General features: G+C 52.0%; 16 protein-coding genes and 1 tRNA gene. 9 read left to right on the top strand and 8 right to left on the bottom strand.

Translation table 11 applies throughout. The features are described 5' to 3' along the window. The coding region (locus tag RHK62_RS03165; RefSeq protein WP_310453260.1) for a transposase at window positions 1-148 on the top strand (148 nt) is incomplete at its 5' end. A 102-nt stretch (window positions 149-250) separates the two neighbouring features. Here the strand turns inward: RHK62_RS03165 and RHK62_RS03160 are convergent. Then, a complete protein-coding gene (locus RHK62_RS03160; protein ID WP_206201029.1) occupies window positions 251-1,060 on the bottom strand; it encodes a fumarylacetoacetate hydrolase family protein in 810 nt (269 codons plus the stop codon). A gap of 115 nt (window positions 1,061-1,175) precedes the next feature. Here RHK62_RS03160 and rpsF point away from each other — a divergent pair, with 115 nt between their 5' ends. From rpsF to RHK62_RS03145, 3 genes are read left to right on the top strand one after another with little or no spacing between them, the layout of a single operon-like run. Then, window positions 1,176-1,520 (top strand): 30S ribosomal protein S6, encoded by a 345-nt coding sequence (gene rpsF / locus RHK62_RS03155; protein WP_206201028.1) that lies wholly within the window; start codon window positions 1,176-1,178, stop codon window positions 1,518-1,520. A gap of 40 nt (window positions 1,521-1,560) precedes the next feature. Further along, window positions 1,561-3,180, top strand: coding sequence for an ABC transporter substrate-binding protein (locus tag RHK62_RS03150; protein ID WP_310453259.1), 1,620 nt, complete (start codon window positions 1,561-1,563; stop codon window positions 3,178-3,180). Between the two features lie 60 nt (window positions 3,181-3,240). Further along, window positions 3,241-4,110 carry an S-methyl-5'-thioadenosine phosphorylase gene (locus tag RHK62_RS03145; protein ID WP_310438016.1) on the top strand — a complete coding sequence of 290 codons (870 nt, stop codon included), beginning with the start codon at window positions 3,241-3,243 and terminating at the stop codon, window positions 4,108-4,110. Here the strand turns inward: RHK62_RS03145 and RHK62_RS03140 are convergent. The 5 genes from RHK62_RS03140 to RHK62_RS03120 all read right to left on the bottom strand — a co-directional run bounded on the left by RHK62_RS03140 (window position 4,107) and on the right by RHK62_RS03120 (window position 10,073). Next, entirely contained in the window at window positions 4,107-8,159 is a 4,053-nt protein-coding gene (locus tag RHK62_RS03140) for a GAF domain-containing protein (RefSeq protein WP_310453258.1), read from the bottom strand. The genes RHK62_RS03145 and RHK62_RS03140 overlap by 4 nt on opposite strands. A 199-nt stretch (window positions 8,160-8,358) precedes the next feature. After that, window positions 8,359-8,697 carry a cytochrome c6 PetJ gene (gene petJ / locus RHK62_RS03135; protein ID WP_149820357.1) on the bottom strand — a complete coding sequence of 113 codons (339 nt, stop codon included), beginning with the start codon at window positions 8,695-8,697 and terminating at the stop codon, window positions 8,359-8,361. Between the two features lie 99 nt (window positions 8,698-8,796). Beyond that, on the bottom strand, window positions 8,797-9,324 hold the full coding sequence (gene psbV2, locus RHK62_RS03130) for a photosystem II cytochrome PsbV2 (RefSeq protein WP_310453257.1): 528 nt from the start codon (window positions 9,322-9,324) through the stop codon (window positions 8,797-8,799). A 29-nt stretch (window positions 9,325-9,353) separates the two neighbouring features. Continuing rightward, window positions 9,354-9,845, bottom strand: a complete 492-nt coding sequence (gene psbV, locus RHK62_RS03125) for a photosystem II cytochrome c-550 (RefSeq protein ID WP_302676857.1) — start codon at window positions 9,843-9,845, stop codon at window positions 9,354-9,356. 21 nt (window positions 9,846-9,866) lie between these two features. After that, a complete protein-coding gene (locus RHK62_RS03120; RefSeq protein WP_206201021.1) occupies window positions 9,867-10,073 on the bottom strand; it encodes a translation initiation factor IF-2 in 207 nt (68 codons plus the stop codon). Between the two features lie 143 nt (window positions 10,074-10,216). Here RHK62_RS03120 and RHK62_RS03115 point away from each other — a divergent pair, with 143 nt between their 5' ends. The 5 genes from RHK62_RS03115 (at window position 10,217) to RHK62_RS03095 (ending at window position 15,050) form a co-directional block, all read left to right on the top strand. Then, the gene (locus RHK62_RS03115; protein WP_302676858.1) at window positions 10,217-11,506 is read left to right on the top strand and encodes a glucose-1-phosphate adenylyltransferase; all 1,290 of its coding nucleotides are present in this window, start codon (window positions 10,217-10,219) and stop codon (window positions 11,504-11,506) included. Window positions 11,507-11,699: 193 nt separating this feature from the next. Then, a complete protein-coding gene (locus RHK62_RS03110; RefSeq protein WP_149820368.1) occupies window positions 11,700-12,884 on the top strand; it encodes an NAD(P)H-quinone oxidoreductase subunit H in 1,185 nt (394 codons plus the stop codon). A gap of 29 nt (window positions 12,885-12,913) precedes the next feature. Next, a complete protein-coding gene (locus RHK62_RS03105) occupies window positions 12,914-13,498 on the top strand; it encodes a peroxiredoxin family protein (RefSeq protein WP_302678816.1) in 585 nt (194 codons plus the stop codon). Between the two features lie 38 nt (window positions 13,499-13,536). Then, window positions 13,537-13,610 (top strand) — tRNA-Arg (locus RHK62_RS03100). Between the two features lie 51 nt (window positions 13,611-13,661). Further along, complete coding sequence (locus tag RHK62_RS03095) at window positions 13,662-15,050, top strand: GTP-binding protein (protein ID WP_310453256.1); 1,389 nt, start codon at window positions 13,662-13,664, stop codon at window positions 15,048-15,050. Window position 15,051: 1 nt separating this feature from the next. Here the strand turns inward: RHK62_RS03095 and RHK62_RS03090 are convergent, their stop codons facing one another. Both RHK62_RS03090 and RHK62_RS03085 read right to left on the bottom strand, forming a co-directional pair. Then, window positions 15,052-17,340 (bottom strand): hypothetical protein, encoded by a 2,289-nt coding sequence (locus RHK62_RS03090; RefSeq protein WP_310453255.1) that lies wholly within the window; start codon window positions 17,338-17,340, stop codon window positions 15,052-15,054. A 186-nt stretch (window positions 17,341-17,526) separates the two neighbouring features. Then, on the bottom strand, window positions 17,527-17,674 hold a 148-nt coding region (locus RHK62_RS03085; protein ID WP_310453260.1), incomplete at its 5' end, for a transposase.

Below are 17,674 nucleotides of genomic sequence, written 5' to 3'. Positions count from 1 at the left end.
GGCGGGTCACGAGGTGTTATTTTTACCGAAATACTCTCCTGATTTGAATGTGATTGAGCACGACTTCAGTGCGTTGAAGCGAGCGCGGATGTATGCAGGGTCAAACAGTTCGATTGATGAAGTGATTCGCAAGTATTGTGCTGGATGATATCTCATTCCTTATTGGAATAGCTATATCTGTCCACTGGTGCATCAATGGAGCCGACAATGTGTCTTTTCATCCGCCTAAAGTCATTAAAGAGGGATATTCCTAATAGGCGCGACCTAAGGGGGGTGTCCAAGGGGTCTCCGGTGTTGTGACTACCGACAGGAGGCTGCCAATGCCTTCAATTTCGACGCGCACGCGATCGCCCACCTGTAATGCACCAATTCCTGCGGGTGTCCCCGTCAATACCACATCCCCCGGCAGCAGTGTCATCACATAGCTAATGAAACTCACCAACTTGGCGGGTGAGAAAACCATTTGATCAATCGTTGCTGATTGGACGGGTTGCGCGGCCTCATTAATAAAGGTTTGCAACCGCGCATCGCTAGGAACCTCTCGCACAATCCAAGGTCCTAGGGGGCAAAAGGTGTCAAACCCCTTGGCCCGCGTCCATTGCTGCTCCCGCTGCTGCAGATCCCGAGCCGTGACATCGTTGGCGATCGTGTAACCCCAAATATGCTCAAGAGCTTCATTTTCAGGGCAGGCACGGGTACGACGACCAATGACCACCGCCAATTCCCCCTCATAGTCCACCCGCTTTACTTGGGGCGGATACCAAATGGGACAGCCGGGGGCTTGAACCGTTGTCGGTGGTTTTAGAAAAATTAATGGCTCAGGGGGCACGCTATCGCCCATTTCGGCAGCGTGCTTCACATAGTTGCGTCCGACAGCAACAATTTTTGAGGGGGAGCAGGGAGCCAAGAGTTGATAGCTATCGGGACTGAGGACTTGGTTCGTGGGTTGGCCGTGGAGCCACGGTGCCGCATCCCAAATCATCACTTCGCGGTTGAGTTGCAGTGTGCCGTAATGAATCTGTCCCCCCGTGGTCTGTACCCGCACAAACCGTTCCACCATAGTGAATTAGTCCCCTTTTTTCCTTGCCAAGAATGGCAAACTGCGGTGCTAAAATTATAAAGCCTTGCTTTTTGCATCCGTCAAAAGGCCATTTGTCCAAAGGGAGTTGACCTCAATGATTACACGGAACTACGAAACGCTCTATATTGTTCGTCCTGATGTGGGCGAAGAACAACTGGAACAAACCATTAGCCAATTTCGCACTTTTTTAGAAGAACAGGGTGCGACAAAGCTTAAGGTGCAAAATCGGGGCAAGCGTCGGTTTGCCTACCCGATCAAGAAACTGCGGGAGGGCTACTACATTCTGATGACCTATACCGCTGCTGGGACGGCGATCGCCCCCCTAGAACGCGCTATGCGCCTCAATGAAAACATCCTCCGCTTCATGACGATTGTCCTTGAAGAAGAGGCCGACACCGAAGATGCCGAAGACGACAATCCTGTTCTTGCCCGTGCTTAGGACAGTACACTGATCCAAATTCACTTGAAAGGGGGGCATCATGGCACCATCTCCCGGTTCTTGGAAGTGCGATGGCGTACCTAAAAACGGTAAATCCTACCCCAATGCCAGCGGTGCCCACCCCCCCTATGAAAACTTTGGCCCCGACTGTGACATCTGTGGACTACCCCGTGAGGCCATGAATCCTGCCAGTGGTAATAGTGCTGCTGGGGCTGGAAAGTGGAAACTACCGCTAGTTGCTGCTGCCCTTGGGGTGGTTCTATTACTCGCGGGTGGTATTGGTTTCCTTGGCTATCGAATCTTTATTGCCAACCGCAACGGCACTACGCCACTGCCGATAGGAGGGACAACCAGTGGCAACCACTTGGTGAGCAAAACCACTGCCCGCAACACAGCCTATATTAGCCAAGGGGAGCGCATCCTGATCAGTGAACCCAATCCGCAGCGAGCAGCCCTGAAGCAAGAAGCCGCCCTTGCCTTTGATCAGGGAGATTGGGCACAGGCGATCGCCAAGTATCAAGAACTCGTCACCCTCGATCCCAATGATCCAGAGGCGCGCATTTATCTTAACAATGCCCGTGCCCGCCAAGCCGGCAACCCGATGACGATGGCCACCGTTGTTCCCATTGGTACTAGCCCCGATACTGCCAAGGAAATTCTGCGGGGGGTCGCTCAGTACCAAGAGCGCTTTAATGCCAGTGGCCCCAGTCGTGCCCTTGAAGTCGCCATTGTCAATGAAAACAGCCCCAATGGTGTAACCAGTTTGGCCGAAGATTTGATCAACAGTTCAATCCAAGGGGTACTGGGTCATGGCACCGACACCAATAGTCGTGCCGCTCTACAGGTTTATGAGCAAGCGGGGATTGCGGCCCTTTCTCCCCTGACCACGAATGTCATCCCCCAAGACAACGGCACGGTTCAAGTGCAAACCCTATCTTTGAGTGAAAAGGGGCAACAACTCCTCAATACCTACCTTGACAATGCCGCCAATACCCTCGCCCAAGCCGCTGCGAAAAAAGTCCCTAATGCCAAAGTGGCTGTTCTCTACAACAGCGATAGTCCCTACAGTGATGAACTGAAAACTAAATTAGTCGCTGCTCTGCCTCGGTTTGGTGCGCAAGTGGTGCAACAGATGGATGTGGCCGCCCCCGGCTTTAATGCCAATACAGCAATGACCACAGCACAGCAAGCGGGAGCCAATGTGGTCATTTTGGCCATGAGTCGCGCCCGGGTGAATGATGCCGTTGCCCTTGCTATTGCCAATCAAACCCAAACTACCCCCCTGCAGTTGTTTGGTAGTGATCAACTCTACAGCCCTGATTTACTGATCAAGGGGGATAGTGCCATCAATGGCATGATTCTAGCAGTGCCTTGGAGTACTAACCCCAATGATCCCTTTGCGCAGCAGGCCGCACAAGCGTGGCGGGGGCAAATTAGTTGGCGCACCACAACCGCCTACGATGCAACTCAAGCCCTTGCCCAAGCGATGGTTCAAGGGGGCGATCGCGCCAGCACCCAACAACTGCTCCGCCAAGGGGTACAAATTCAGGGGCAAACCGCCAGTGGTACCTTTGATCGAGTTCCTCTGGTGCAAGCAGCACCGGGACCCAATGGCCCTAAAGGCTCCAACTACCAGTTCAACCCCCTCGGTAGCCTCTAAACCATCAAAATTGGGGCAACTAGTGCTAAGCTATTGCCGATTGGTGTTTTAGGAATCTCCATGACTGCAAAAATTGGCATTATTGGCGGTAGTGGTCTCTACAAGATGGAGGCCCTCACCGATGTCGAAGAGGTACGTCTGACTACGCCCTTTGGTGATCCTTCCGATGCCTTTATTTGCGGCAAGATTGCTGGGGTTCCAGTCGTCTTTTTGGCACGTCATGGCCGCGATCACCATCTACTGCCGACGGAGATTCCCTTTCGTGCCAACATCTATGGCTTCAAATCCCTTGGGGTCGAGTACCTGCTTTCTGCGTCTGCGGTGGGTTCCCTACAGGAACAGGTGAAACCCCTTGATATGGTGGTGCCCGATCAGTTTATTGACCGTACCCGTAACCGCATTTCCACATTCTTTGGGGATGGCATTGTGGCGCACATTGGCTTTGCCGATCCGGTGTGTCCTGCCCTTGCTGGCGTTCTCGCGGATGCGATCGCCGATCTCAACCTGCCCGATGTCACCCTGCACCGCCAAGGTACCTATGTGTGTATGGAAGGGCCTGCCTTCTCGACACTTGCGGAGTCGAATCTCTACCGCTCTTGGGGCGGAACGGTGATTGGTATGACCAACCTACCAGAGGCCAAATTAGCTCGCGAAGCGGAGATTGCCTACGCAACCTTGGCTCTGGTGACTGACTACGATTGCTGGCACCCAGAACACGACTCCGTTACTGTGGAGATGATTGTGACCAACCTGCAGCGCAATGTCAAAAATGCCCAAGCCATTATCTGTGAAACCGTCAAACGCCTCCATGCCAATCCACCAGCCTCTAAAGCCCACCGTGCCTTAAAGAATGCCATTCTCACTCCCCTTGACAAGGTACCCGCAGCCACCAAGGAGAAACTGCATCTGCTCTTGGCTAAGTATCTCTAGGTCATAGACTCTGCTGTATTCTGATCACCCTCAAAGCTGATCTGCTCACACAGTTGCGGATAGGTGGTCTTGGGACTGAGGCAGCGACAGCGGTTGAGGGCCGCGGCAAGGGCTTCAATTTTAATCGGTTTACTGATGTAGTCATCCATCCCCGCCGCAAAGCAGCGTTCGCGATCGCCAGCTAGGGCATTTGCCGTCATGGCAATAATCCAAGGACGCTGGCTGGGAGGCCATTGGGCACAGATGCGTTCGGTGGTCTCGAGGCCATCCATCTTTGGCATTTGCACATCCATGAGCACCACATCGTAGGGGCGCTGTTGCAGTGCTTCAAGCACCTCGAGGCCATTGGCCGCCACATCGGCACGGTAGCCCATCCGCTTGAGAATATGCAGTGCCACCTTTTGGTTAACAGCATTATCCTCGGCAAGGAGGATACGCAGCGGAAAGCGACTGCCCAAGTTGGGATCAATGCCTGTTTTTGTCAGGGCAGGCTGAGTTGCAGATTCACTGCTAAGGGTCTTAATTAGGGTTTGCCGTAGGGTGAGAGGGCGAATGGGTTTGGGGATGTGGGCTGTGATCAACTCCTTGCGACTAGCGGTTTCCAGCCAACTCAGGGGTGTGAGCAGAATAATCGGCTGTTGATTGAAGTGCGGCTCTGATTGCAACCGCTCTGCTAACTGAAGCCCAGTCATCTCGGGCATATTCAAATCAATGACTGCCACATCCCACTGGGGCGGTGCTTCTAGCACCAGTTGCGGATCTCCATATCCGACGGGAACCATTCCCCAGTTTTGCAGCAATGTACAGAGATTATCGCGGCTGGCGGCATTGTCGTCCACTACAAGAACCCGCTTGTCTGCCAAAGCAGCATGGATTGTCGGCGGCACATAGGGTTTTTGTCCTTCAGCGAGGATCGTAAATGTAAATGTGGTGCCCTGCCCCTCGACACTTTCAACGGACATATTGCCGCCCATCAACTCACAGAGGCGTTTGCTGATCACAAGGCCTAGGCCGGTACCGCCATACTCGCGCGTCGTCGAGGCATCCACTTGACTAAAGGGCTTGAAGAGCCGATCCAAGCGATCGCTGGGAATGCCAATGCCCGTATCCTGAACTTGAAATTGGAGAAAATCCTTGCCCTCGTGCTTGACCGCGCTCACATGGACGACGACTTGGCCTTCGTGGGTAAACTTAATGCCATTGCCCACTAGGTTAACGAGGATCTGCCGTAGCCGGGTCACGTCCCCTTTAACTTGGGCAGGGGTTTCGGGGGTACAGGTGTAAAGTAACTCTAACTCCTTCTCCTCGGCTTTGCTGGCCAATAGGCTCAGGACATCCTCCACGCACTCACGCACATCAAAGGGCTGCTGCTCTAGCACCAGTTTGCCCGATTCAATTTTCGAGAAGTCAAGAATGTCGTTAATAATTGTCAGGAGTGCCTCGCCGGCTTGGTGTAGAGTTTGCAAAAAGTCCCGCTGCTGCTCATTGAGGGGCGTATCCAAGAGCAAATTCGTAAAGCCCAAAACCGCATTCATGGGGGTGCGGATCTCATGGCTCATGGTGGCCAAAAACTCACTCTTGGCTCGGTTGGCCAGTTCTGCTTGCAGGCGGGCTTGTTCGAGTTCTTGGTTTTGCTGAGCCAATAATTGGCGCTGCTGCTGTTCATGGCGCAGGAGTTCCGCTTGGGCGATCGCAATCCCCACTTGCGCGGCCACTGCTTCCAGAAGTTCAATCTCATCGGGAGTCCACTGCCGCTGGCGATCGCACTGATGCAGGCCAATAATGCCATTGGGTACGCCTTTATAGGAGGTGCGAATAGCCAGCATTGACTGGATTTGAAATTGATGACACAGCTCAATGGCACTGCCAAGTAGGGGCTCTTGAGTCACATCGTGGGAAACAACGGCGGCATCACTCCTGATAACCTCCAAGGCGTGGGGGTTGTTTTCCACGGGCACACTGACCCCCCTCATTGAGGGGTAGCCCGGTTGCAGGTATTCAGCCACATCGGGAATACGCGGCGGTGGCCCCGGCTCGTAGCGATGAATTAAACAGCGACTGACCCCAAAGGCCTGACCAATTTGGGTGACGGTTGTTTCAAACACCCTTTCCGTATCGAGGCTCTGGCGAATCTGTTCGGTAATTTGATTCAAGAGTAATGCCCGCTGCATTTGCTGTTGCAGTTGCTGACGTTGGCGGGTTTCCTGTTCCAAAAGTTGTACTTGGGCAAGGCCAATCCCCACCTGTGCCGCCACACTCTTGAGCAAACTTTTAATGGCCGCCGTCCACCGCCGCTGGCGATCGCACTGGTGCAAAATGAGCAAACCATTCGCTTGATTGCGATAGGCCGTGCGCACAATCACCGCAGATTTCACACTCAGGGCTTCGCAGTACTCATGAAGTGAGGTTAGACGACTGTCTGTTGCCACATCCTCGCAGCTAAACACCTCATCGGAGGCAAAAACCGATTCCAAAAACGGTCCCCGCATCTGGCTCAAATCGAGAGGGCATTCCTTGACGGAAGACACCCCCGGCGCACAATACTCTGCCACCAATTCCATCGGCGAAGGGGCATTCTCCTGATAGACAAATAAGAGGCAACGACTGACATTGAGGGTTGCTCCCACCTGCTGCACTGCTGTACGACAGATGTGTTCCCGTTCAATTTGCTGGCGAATTTCCTCAGTAATGCGATTGAGCAGGAGCGTGCGCTTCACCTGCTGCTGTAAAAACAGCTGTGCCCGCTGCCGTTCGGTGACATCACTTTGAATGCCAATGTAGTGGGTAATTTCGCCAAACTCGTTATAAATCGGGGAGATGGCCAGTTCATTCCAGAAGGGTTGGCCGTTTTTGCGGTAGTTGCGCAGCACCACCCGGCAGGATTGGCCTTTTTTAATGGCATTACGAATGGCTTCAGCCCCCGGTTGATGGCGATCGCGCCCCTGCAAAAAGCGGCAATTTTTGCCAATCACCTCCGTTGCTCGGTATCCCGTCATCCGCTCAAAGGCGGGGTTCACATAGATAATTGGATTATCGGGTTGGCGGTAGTCGGTAATCACAATGCCATTAGTACTGGCAATGATCGCTCGCTCCCGCAGTCGCAGCTCTGCCTCAATTTGCTTCTTGTCGGTAATATCAACCGCTAACTCCAAAAAGCCAATCAGTTGCTCTTGGCTATCATGAATCGGGGTGACTGACAGGGACACAGGGAAGCGAGAGCCATCCCGTCGTATAAATGTCCACTCCTGCTCATCGGCCAAGCCCCGCCGCGCCCGAGCCACGAGAGTCTCAAACCCCGCAGGAATGGGTTCTCCCAATTGCGCACTGAGGATCTGGGCATAGCGCTCCACCTCTTGAGGATCATGGAAACGTTCTGGCGTTGCTTTACCCACCAGTTCTGAGGCAGGATATCCCAGCCATTCCTCAGCGGCTCGATTCAGCAGCGTGATAATGCCATCGGTACGGGTGGCAATGATGGCGTGATTACTACTATTGAAGACCGCCTCTTGGAGGCTGCTCATCTGCTGAATGTAGGCCAGTTGTTGCTGGGTGACCTCTAAGTGATGGCGGATTTCCAGTTCACTAATGACTTGGCGAGCAAGGGTGCGCAGGGTTTGCTGTTGAACGGGGTTTAGCTCACGCGGCTTATAGTCCACCACACAGAGGGTACCAATGCCATAGCCATCGGGCGTCATCAAGGGCATCCCCGCATAGAAGCGGATATAGGGCGGCCCTGTAACAACGGGATTATCGGCAAAGCGGGGATCCAGCCGAGCATCCGGTACCACCACCAGTTCTGGCTGAAGGATCACATGGGCACAAAAGGCAATATTGCGTGGGGTTTCACAGGCATCTAGCCCCACCTTGGACTTAAACCACTGCCGCTGGCGATCGATGAGACTAATCAAAGCAATGGGGGTTTCGCAAATGGCTGCCGCTAAATTCGTAATTTCATCAAAGATCGGTTCCGGAGGCGTATCTAAGACTCGATACTGCTCAAGGGCACGTTGCCGTTCCGGTTCATTTGCTGGCAATGGGGCAGCAGGCATAGCCCAAGTGTACCGCCTTTTTGTAGGAGCAAGTCTTTCATCATTATATGAATTGCACTGGTTCTAGAGAGGATTCCCTAGGGGATGCAGAACACAACATCTATCTTTGCAGGACTTGGAGGGCAGTCACAGAATAAAAAAAGGATGTAGCACCTACGCCTACACCCTTCATCAATCGTTTTTTCAGACGGTGGCAATCTTAGCCTGCCCAACCCTTGGCGGCTTGATCGAGCACGTAGGCAGCCACATCTTGAATTTGTTCATCGGTGAGACGACCAGCAAAAGCGGGCATGGCATTTTTGCCGTGCTGCACTTGGTAGATAATGGCATCCTCGGAGTACATGCCAAATTGCTCAAGGGCTTCTTTTTTCAGGGTTTTGTTGGCCATCACCACATTGCCACCCCCCATGTGACAGGCTGCACAGTTGCCGCTAAAGACTTTGGCACCATTGGCTAAATCTGCCGCAAAGGCCGCAGGGGTGAGGTTGACAAACAGCGCGATCGCGATCGCGCAAACACAAATGAATAGCTTTTTCAACGGAGTTCTCCTTTCATGGAATGCGTCAGGGTATGGATAAAGCCCCAAAAATCAAGGGGTGCAAGGTTCACCAAAGGTCAGTGTAGCAAAGTTCCCAACCTAGGGGACACTGTCCGGAAAGCTTTCTACGCCCCAACCGGGCGCCACGGCTGCCGCTCGCAAAATAAAGGCAGCTAAGGTCTCAAGCTGTTCCGTGGTCAACCAGTCCTCACTCACGCGGCGGCAGGAATAACTCTCTTCGCTGCCATCGTACGATCTCGGCGATCGCTGGAAGGCCACCAGACTGGTAATTGTATCCCGTGGGGGGGTGGCTCCCTTGAGATCCTTCAGGGAGAGGGAGACCAACGGATTGGGGAGTGTACTGCCGCCAACGTGGCAGTTTTTGCAGTTTTCCTCAAAGAGCCGTTTCCCACGGGTCAAGTCCACGGCTGTAAAGGTTTTGGTCTCACCGCTGTCATTGAGGGGCAGTTCCACCGTATCTGTGACCTTCAGGTATTGGATCACATAGTTATCTACCCCAGAGGCCGCCAGCGCCGTTGCCGGGGCGATCGCCCAGCCCAGCAGCAAGAACAGTAGGCCACTGCAGAGCCAGACAACAGGCCGAAGCCGAGAGTGAGGTTGGTGCATGAGTTGGGAAGATCCTTCTTGAGTTGTGACTAGTAGTAAATTTTACCGCCTCCCCATTTATCCCCAAGAATCTTGGGTTCGACGAGGATGTGACCGGCGATCGCCACCAGATCTTTTTCGTTCAAATTCCGCATTTTGGGAAAAATGTCGGCACTGCGCAGACTGGGGTGCACCTCAGCAATTTCTTGCTCACCATCGTAGGTGGTGGGGTTTTTCATATAGTCCACCAAGCTTTCGATGTTATCCCGTGGCGGTGTGGCCAAAGCCAGGGTTTCAGTGCGCAAATCCAAATTGGGGTTGGTTTTGGTGATCCCCCCCACATGGCAGGAGGCGCAAGCATACTGGAAGAGACGCTTACCCTCAAAGTATTGCTTTTCCGTCAGGGTAATGGTTTTTCCTTCACTGTTGAGGGGAACGGTCAGGACGTCAGGGGTCAGTTCAGCGGCCAGTGCTGTACCTAGGGTCAGTTGCCAGAGGCAGAGGCAAAGGGCGACCGCAAGCCAAATGGATTTTCTTAACATAGTTCTCCCAATAAGCAGGTCTTACGAGTGCGGTGATGTGTCCCGTTGATCGGTCGGTGTAGCAGAGTCCGTCAAAGCCAAAATGATTGCTTTGGCATCTTCAAGGGGCAGGCGCGTTTGCGGACTGGTATAGCGAATACCCAAGCGATCGCACAACCCACAGACGGTTTCGACCGAGACGCCGTAGTCCGCTGCCAAATCAGCGATCGCAATATCCACAAATCCCATGCTGCTACTCTCCGCTTGGGATCAACGACCAAGTATCATTATCATGCCATTGCGCGGCTTCTTTACCAAAAAGCGTCCCCTTCGCAAAGAGAAGTGCCACCACAGCGTACACTGTTGATGTGGCCGTTCAGATGGAGTTTTCAATGAAACGAGTCTTGGCGATTATCCTTGGGGGCGGTGCCGGCACACGTCTCTATCCCTTGACCAAGCGTCGAGCCAAGCCTGCGGTTCCCCTTGCTGGAAAATATCGCCTCATTGATATTCCTGTGAGCAATTGCATCAACTCCGAAATCAATAACATTTACGTCCTTACCCAATTCAACTCGGCCTCCCTCAACCGTCATATTGCTCGTACCTATACCTTCCCCGGCTTGACGGGCGGCTTTGTCGAAGTGTTAGCAGCGCAACAAACCCCAGAAAATCCCAACTGGTTTCAGGGCACTGCCGATGCGGTGCGTCAATACCTGTGGCTGTTAGCCGATTGGGACGTGGATGAATACCTGATTCTTTCAGGAGATCACCTCTACCGCATGGACTATCGCCTTTTTGTGCAGCGCCATCGCGAAACGGGCGCCGATATTACCCTCTCCGTCTTGCCCGTCGATGAAAAAGCCGCCTCTGGCTTTGGCTTGATTAAGGTAGATGGCACAGGGCGAGTTATTGAATTCCGCGAAAAACCCAGCGGTGATGCCCTACGGGATATGCGCGTGGACACAACCCGCTATGGCCTTAGTGCCGAGGAAGCCCATCGCAAACCCTACATTGCCTCAATGGGGATTTATGTCTTTAAGCGGCAAGTGCTGATTGATCTGCTGCAACAGATGGCCGATGCCACGGACTTTGGCAAGGAAATCATTCCCGCTGCGACCCGTTCTCATCTTGTCCAAACCTACGTCTTTAATGGCTACTGGGAAGATATTGGCACGATTGGATCCTTCTACGAGGCTAACCTTGCCCTCACCCAACAACCCCAACCACCCTTTAGCTTCTACGACGAAAACGCCCCCATCTACACCCGTCCCCGCTATTTACCCCCCAGTAAGATTCTCAGTTGCACGATCACCGAGTCAATCATTAGCGAGGGCTGCATTCTTAAGGAATGCCAAGTTCACCATTCCGTTTTGGGGGTGAGATCGCGCGTAGAATCCGGTTGTGTCATTGATCATTCCCTGCTGATGGGCGCCGACTACTACCAAGACTCGGCGCAGCGCAGCCAGCTCCTGTTGCAACATAAAATTCCCATCGGCATTGGTGCCAACAGTGTCATTCGCGGGGCAATTGTCGATAAAAATGCCTCCATTGGCCACGATGTCAAAATCATCAACAAAGACCATGTTGAAGAATCCAACCGTGAAGATCAAGGATTTTATATCCGCAGCGGGGTGGTGGTGATTATCAAAAATGCCATGATCCCCGATGGCACCGTTATCTAAGCCATAAGCAAATTTGAATTGGCAAGCGGGGAAAACCTGTGTAGCATATCAAAAGAACAGCCCTTTTCACAGATGGAACAGGCTTAAAACCGCGAAAGCCACTATGGGAGGAAATTGCACTCCCTTCATGTATGCCACATTTTAGAAAAGGGCTGTAAAGTAAGCGTCCAACCCTCTAGCGGAACTGCCATCTATGCCCACGATAGAGACTCGCACAGAACCCATGGTCATCAACATGGGGCCGCACCATCCCTCAATGCACGGGGTCTTGCGGTTAATGGTGACCCTTGATGGCGAAGATGTGATTGACTGCGAGCCGGTGATTGGCTACCTCCATCGCGGCATGGAGAAAATTGCTGAAAACCGCACCAACATTATGTTCATCCCCTACGTGAGTCGTTGGGACTACGCCGCCGGGATGTTTAACGAAGCGGTTACCGTCAACGCTCCCGAAAAGTTGGCTGGTATTCCTGTGCCCAAACGCGCCAGCTATATCCGCGTAATCATGCTGGAGTTGAACCGCATTGCCAATCACCTGCTGTGGTTAGGCCCCTTCTTGGCGGATGTCGGTGCCCAGACACCCTTTTTCTACATCTTCCGTGAGCGGGAATACATCTACGATCTCTTTGAAGCTGCCACAGGCATGCGCTTCATCAACAACAACTACTTCCGCATGGGGGGAGTGGCCGCCGACCTCACCTATGGCTGGGTAACCAAGTGCCGCGACTTTTGCGATTACTTCCTGCCCAAAGTGGATGAGTACGAGCGCCTGATCACCAACAACCCCATCTTTGTGCGTCGCTTACAGGGGGTGGGCAAAATTAGCCGTGAGGATGCCATCAACTGGGGGCTATCGGGGCCGATGCTCCGTGCCTCTGGGGTGAAGTGGGATCTGCGCAAGGTGGATCACTACGAGTGCTATGACGACTTTGACTGGGATGTACCTGTGGCCACAGAAGGTGATTGCCTTGCCCGCTACATTGTCCGTATTCAAGAAATGCGCGAATCGGTGAAAATCATTCGCCAAGCCTTGGATGGTTTGCCCGGTGGTCCCTACGAAAACCTCGAAGCCAAGCGGATGCTCGAGGGTGCCAAGTCGGAGTGGAATGGCTTTGACTACCAATACATCGGCAAGAAGCTGGCTCCCACCTTCAAAATTCCCAAAGGCGAACACTATGTGCGGGTTGAATCGGGGAAAGGGGAGCTAGGGATTTACCTGATTGGCGATGATAATGTTTTCCCTTGGCGCTGGAAGATTCGTCCACCGGATTTCAATAACCTGCAAGTCCTGCCCCAGTTGCTCAAGGGGATGAAAGTGGCGGATATTGTTGCTATCCTTGGCAGTATCGATGTGATTATGGGATCTGTCGATCGCTAGGAAAATGTTGAGCCACCAGCGAGGGCGCCATGGCTGTTCAATTACCGTTTTTTACCTCCACCAACTTCAGTGGCCTCTTTAATGAGCGGTTTTGGCAGAACGCGTGGCCACTGCCACCCCAAAATCAACTACAGCGGGGTGCAGTGGTTCCTGATTGGGAGCTACCCGGCGTAGGGCTAACCGTGCCCGTGCGCTTCTCAACGGTGTGGCAAGAGCAGCCGCTCCTACTGGTGTTTACTCGTATCTTTACGGAGCATCAATACTGTCCGCTGTGCTACCCCTATCTCAAGGCCTTGAATGAACACTATGAAACATTCCAAGGCAAGGGAGTAGCCGTTCTTGTGATCACCAGTACCGATGCCCAGCAAAGTCAAAAGGTCAAGGACGATATGGCCTTGAAGATGCCCCTGCTCTATGACCCCAGTTGCCAAGTCTTTCGCAAATACCGCACGGGTCAAGCCTTGGGGGCACCACTGCCCGCACAGTTTCTCATTGATCAGGAAGGTAAGCTGCGCTACAAGCATCTCTTCTCGTTTTTAGAACCCAATGCACCCCTAGAGCGCTTGTTTCAGGAAATTGATGCCCTGAGGGCAACAGTGGCGACAGCAGCTTAGGGGCGATCAAAACTCGCTAGGATAGAAGGTATCTCTTTGGGGCTGTAGCTCAGTCGGATAGAGCGAGCGCCTCCTAAGCGCTAGGTCGTGCGTTCAAATCGCACCAGTCCCGTTCTTGCCCTTAGAATAAAAAGCGAATCTTTGTAACGTCAGTGTTGCATCTGTGATAGAGCGATCGCCAGCGAATTCTCTGCTGAAGGAACTTCAAGGCACGATTGATGACCTTGATGATTATCAAAGCGCCCGCAGCTATGAAGCGGCCAAAAGTGCCCTTGAAAAACTCCTGTTCGAGTGCAAAGCGACTGGCAGCGAAAAAGCCTCCCTCGCCCGCGCGATCGCTGACCTCGAAGCAATGCTCGACAAGCTCCACTATGGTGTCGTGCAAATTGCCGTCTTTGGTATGGTGGGGCGGGGAAAGTCCTCCCTACTAAATGCGCTGCTAGGGGAACCCTACTTTGCGACTGGGCCGATTCATGGCGTCACTCAAGAAGAAGCCAGTGCCCTGTGGCAAATTTCGGAAGCTCAGCGTGGCAATCCCATCCGCCTCATTGATACACCGGGGTTAGACGAAGTCAATGGCGCCGCACGGGAGCAACTGGCACGGGAGGTAGCAGCCCAAGCGGATTTGATTCTCTTTGTCATTGCCGGGGATTTGACCCGTCTTGAGTACCAAGCCCTCAGTGAGTTGCGGCAGGCAGGCAAGCCGATGATTCTAGTGTTTAACAAAGTGGATCAGTATCCAGAGGCGGATCGCGAGGCCATCTATAACAAAATCCGCGATGAGCGCGTCAAAGAACTCCTCTCCCCCGAAGAGATTGTCATGGTAGCGGCAGCGCCCCTTGTCCCCCAAGTGAATCGCGATCGCCAAGGACGAGTACAGGTGAAAATGACCGTCGGTGCTCCCCAAGTGGAACCCCTGAAGCAAAAGATCTTGGAGGTGCTCAATCGCGAAGGGAAGGCCCTGATTGCCCTGAACTCAATGCTTTTTGCCAATAAAGTCAGTGAAGAATTAGCCCGCTACAAGCTGGAACTGCGGGATCAGGAGGCCAACCAACTGATTTGGAAAGGAGCTGTCGCCAAGGCGCTGGCGATCGCCCTCAACCCTGTTACCGTGCTCGATATGGTCAGCAGTGCCGTCATTGACTTGACCACGATTCAACTACTCTCGCGCCTCTACGGCATTGAACTCACAGAAGCAGGCGCCAGGGAGCTATTACAAACAATCGCCCTCGCCATGGGCAGCATCAGTTTAGGGGAATTTGCTGTCAACTTAGGACTCAGTTCCCTCAAGGGACTGTTGGGATTAGCTACACCCATGAGTGGCGGCATTGCCTTTGGCCCTTACCTCTCAGTCGCCATGACCCAAGCGGGGATTGCTGGCTTTGCCTCCTATACGATGGGACAAGTAGCCAAAACCTACTTTGCCAACGGCGCAGGCTGGGGAACTGCTGGGCCGAAAACCGTAGTGCAACAAATCCTCAGCCAGTTGGATCAGCGCCATATCCTCAATCGGCTGAAGTCAGAAATTCAGGCTCATTTGAATTTAGCTTAGTCTAGTGTTTAGTGCATTCTTGCAAGCGTTTGGTGGCTGCTCGCTTTACTTCTGCGTGAATATCCTGACTGAGAGCCTGCAAAAGATGGCTAGGGCATTGGGGGTTATTCACTATGGCTAATCGCACTTGCCAGTCTTGGTCATTAGCCAAAGTCTCTAGCAGGTGGGATAAGAATCCTACTCGTTCTGCGATTGCTCGCCTTACCTGACTTTCCTTATCTTGGGTAAGAGTAGCTAAAATTTGAGGAGGACACTTCGGGTTTTTCACTACAAGTTCGCGCACAACCACATCTGGATGTTTAGCAAAAGAGCATAAAATCTGCTCAGAACACTCCGGATTGCTAATGACTGCTCGCCAAACTTCACGACAGCTATCTTGGGCTAGGGCTAACAAAATGTTGGCAGGACAATCGAGTCGCTTAGCTACTGCTGCTCGAACATGGGCATCCTGATCTACCGCTAGCTTCTCTATGAGTGATAAGGGACAATTCAAACTGCTAGCAACTGCTTGGCGCACGTGCCAATTAGTATTCTGAGATAAACCCTCAAGAAGAGAGGGGGGACAATTGGTATGATGAGCAACTGCCAAATACAAGCTCAGCTTCTCATCGTCAGTCAGAATCTGAAATGGATGGGGGGTAGATACATTTCCACTCGCTATCACTGTATCTAAAGGCTGATGCGCACCTTTAACTAATACCTCTAAAAGATTGGGAGGGCAATTCGGATTTTGAATAGCGGCTAAGCGTACTCTAGCAGAGGTATCAGCGGCTAATATCTCTAGGACAGAAGGTGAACAATTCAGGTGCCGAGCAATAGTCTTGCGGACAAACCAAGAGTCACTCGTCTGAGCACCTATAGCCAATGTCTGCGGTGGACAGTCTGGGCGCTGGACAACAGCTAGTTGAACGTTAATGTCTTTATCTTGAATAAGAGTGTGTAGCACTTCAGACCAAAAGGGCAGGGTTCTGACTACCTGTAACCGCATCCTTTGATCTGGATCTTTCGCTAATGTTCTCACCAAAGCCTCAGACCATCCCTTGGAACTTTTAATCACCCAATTGGCTACTTTTTCTTTGAGAAAAAATGGTAACCACCTTAAAAAAGAATAGATGTATTTCTGTAGAAACCGATCCAAAAGAATAGTTTTTTCCTGATTGAGCATCGCTTCCCAAAGCTGATGAGGACACTGTGGATTCCTTGACACCTCTAACCATAAAAACCGTTCTCTTGCTAGAATTTCTATAGCAGTAGAAGGGCAGTTTACATTTTCAGCAACTGCTTGTCGTACTTGCCAACAAATATCTTGGGAAAGTCTTTCTAACAAATGTGCTGGACAGTCAGATCGCTGTGCAATAGACTGACGCACTTCACTGCTCTTATCTTGGGCAAGCGTCTCTAGAAGATAAGAAAGACATTGAGGATGACTAGCAGTAGCCTGACGCACTTGCCATGAGCTGTCCTTGGCTAGATTCTCTAAAACAGATAGGGGACATTTGGGATGTTTGGCAATAGCTTGACGCACTCTCCAATGTTGATCCTTTCCTAGCTCCTCAATAATCCAAAGAGGACAATATCTGCACCCAGCAAGCAACCGTTTTACAAAGAGAGAAAAACCCAGTAAACTTAAGTGTCTGTTTAGTATTTGGTGAAGAATAAAAACTCGTCTGTCATGTTCAAAAGTCTGCTTCAGGCTAAGGGGGCATTGAGCATTTCGAGCGACAGCTATACGTACCTGCCAGTACTGATCCTTAACAAGCTGAGCTAGGATAGTTTCGGGACAGTTGGGATGGGCGGCAACAGTGGCTCGTACTTGCCAGTAGTCATCCTGTGCTAGCTGCTCAAGGGAAGAAGAGGTAAGTTTTTGCAGATTGCTAGCAGCAGCCTGCCGCACTTGATAGTATTGATCTTGAGCAAGGCGGTTGAGAATGGCGGGGGGACATTGAGGATGAGCTGCGACCTGCTGACGCACCTGAAAATAGCTATCCATTGCCAGTGTTTCAAGACAGATTTGAGGGCAATTAGGATTGGCAGCAACTGCTCGTCGGACTCGCCATTCAGTATCTTTAGCCAAGGTTTCCAAGAGTAAAGGTGAACATTCCGGATTTGTTGCTGCTGCTTGACGCACTTGCCAGTGAGTATCTCTAGCTAGGGTCTCTTGAAGGAATATAGGGCAATCATGCTGGTGAACAATCCAGCGTTTGAGGAAGCTAGGTATAAAAACAGATTCGAGGTGGGTAGCAGTAAACTCAAACAGAATTTTTCTGCGCATAGCTTCTAGGAAAGACATGATCTTCAGAACATAGGAGTTCTACTTTTTTTGAGGATAGACGATCCTTTGTCACTATCGCAAAGTCTGATACAGCTCTTTTGACAAGGATAGAAGACACACAAAACCGCACAAGTCACCCTAGAACAGGATGACATTCATTTTATGTGCTCAACTTTTATAGTAATTCCAATAAAGAATGAGACATCATCCAGCACAATACTTGCGAATCACTTCATCAATCGAACTGTTTGACCCTGCATACATCCGCGCTCGCTTCAGCGCACTGAAGTCGTGCTCAATCACATTCAAATCAGGAGAGTATTTCGGTAAAAATAACACCTCGTGACCCGCC

This window comes from Thermosynechococcus sp. HY213, assembly GCF_031460975.1.
Taxonomy (GTDB): domain Bacteria; phylum Cyanobacteriota; class Cyanobacteriia; order Thermosynechococcales; family Thermosynechococcaceae; genus Thermosynechococcus.
Note: the sequence above shows the minus strand (reverse complement) of the source record. Positions and strands in the feature narration are given on the sequence as shown.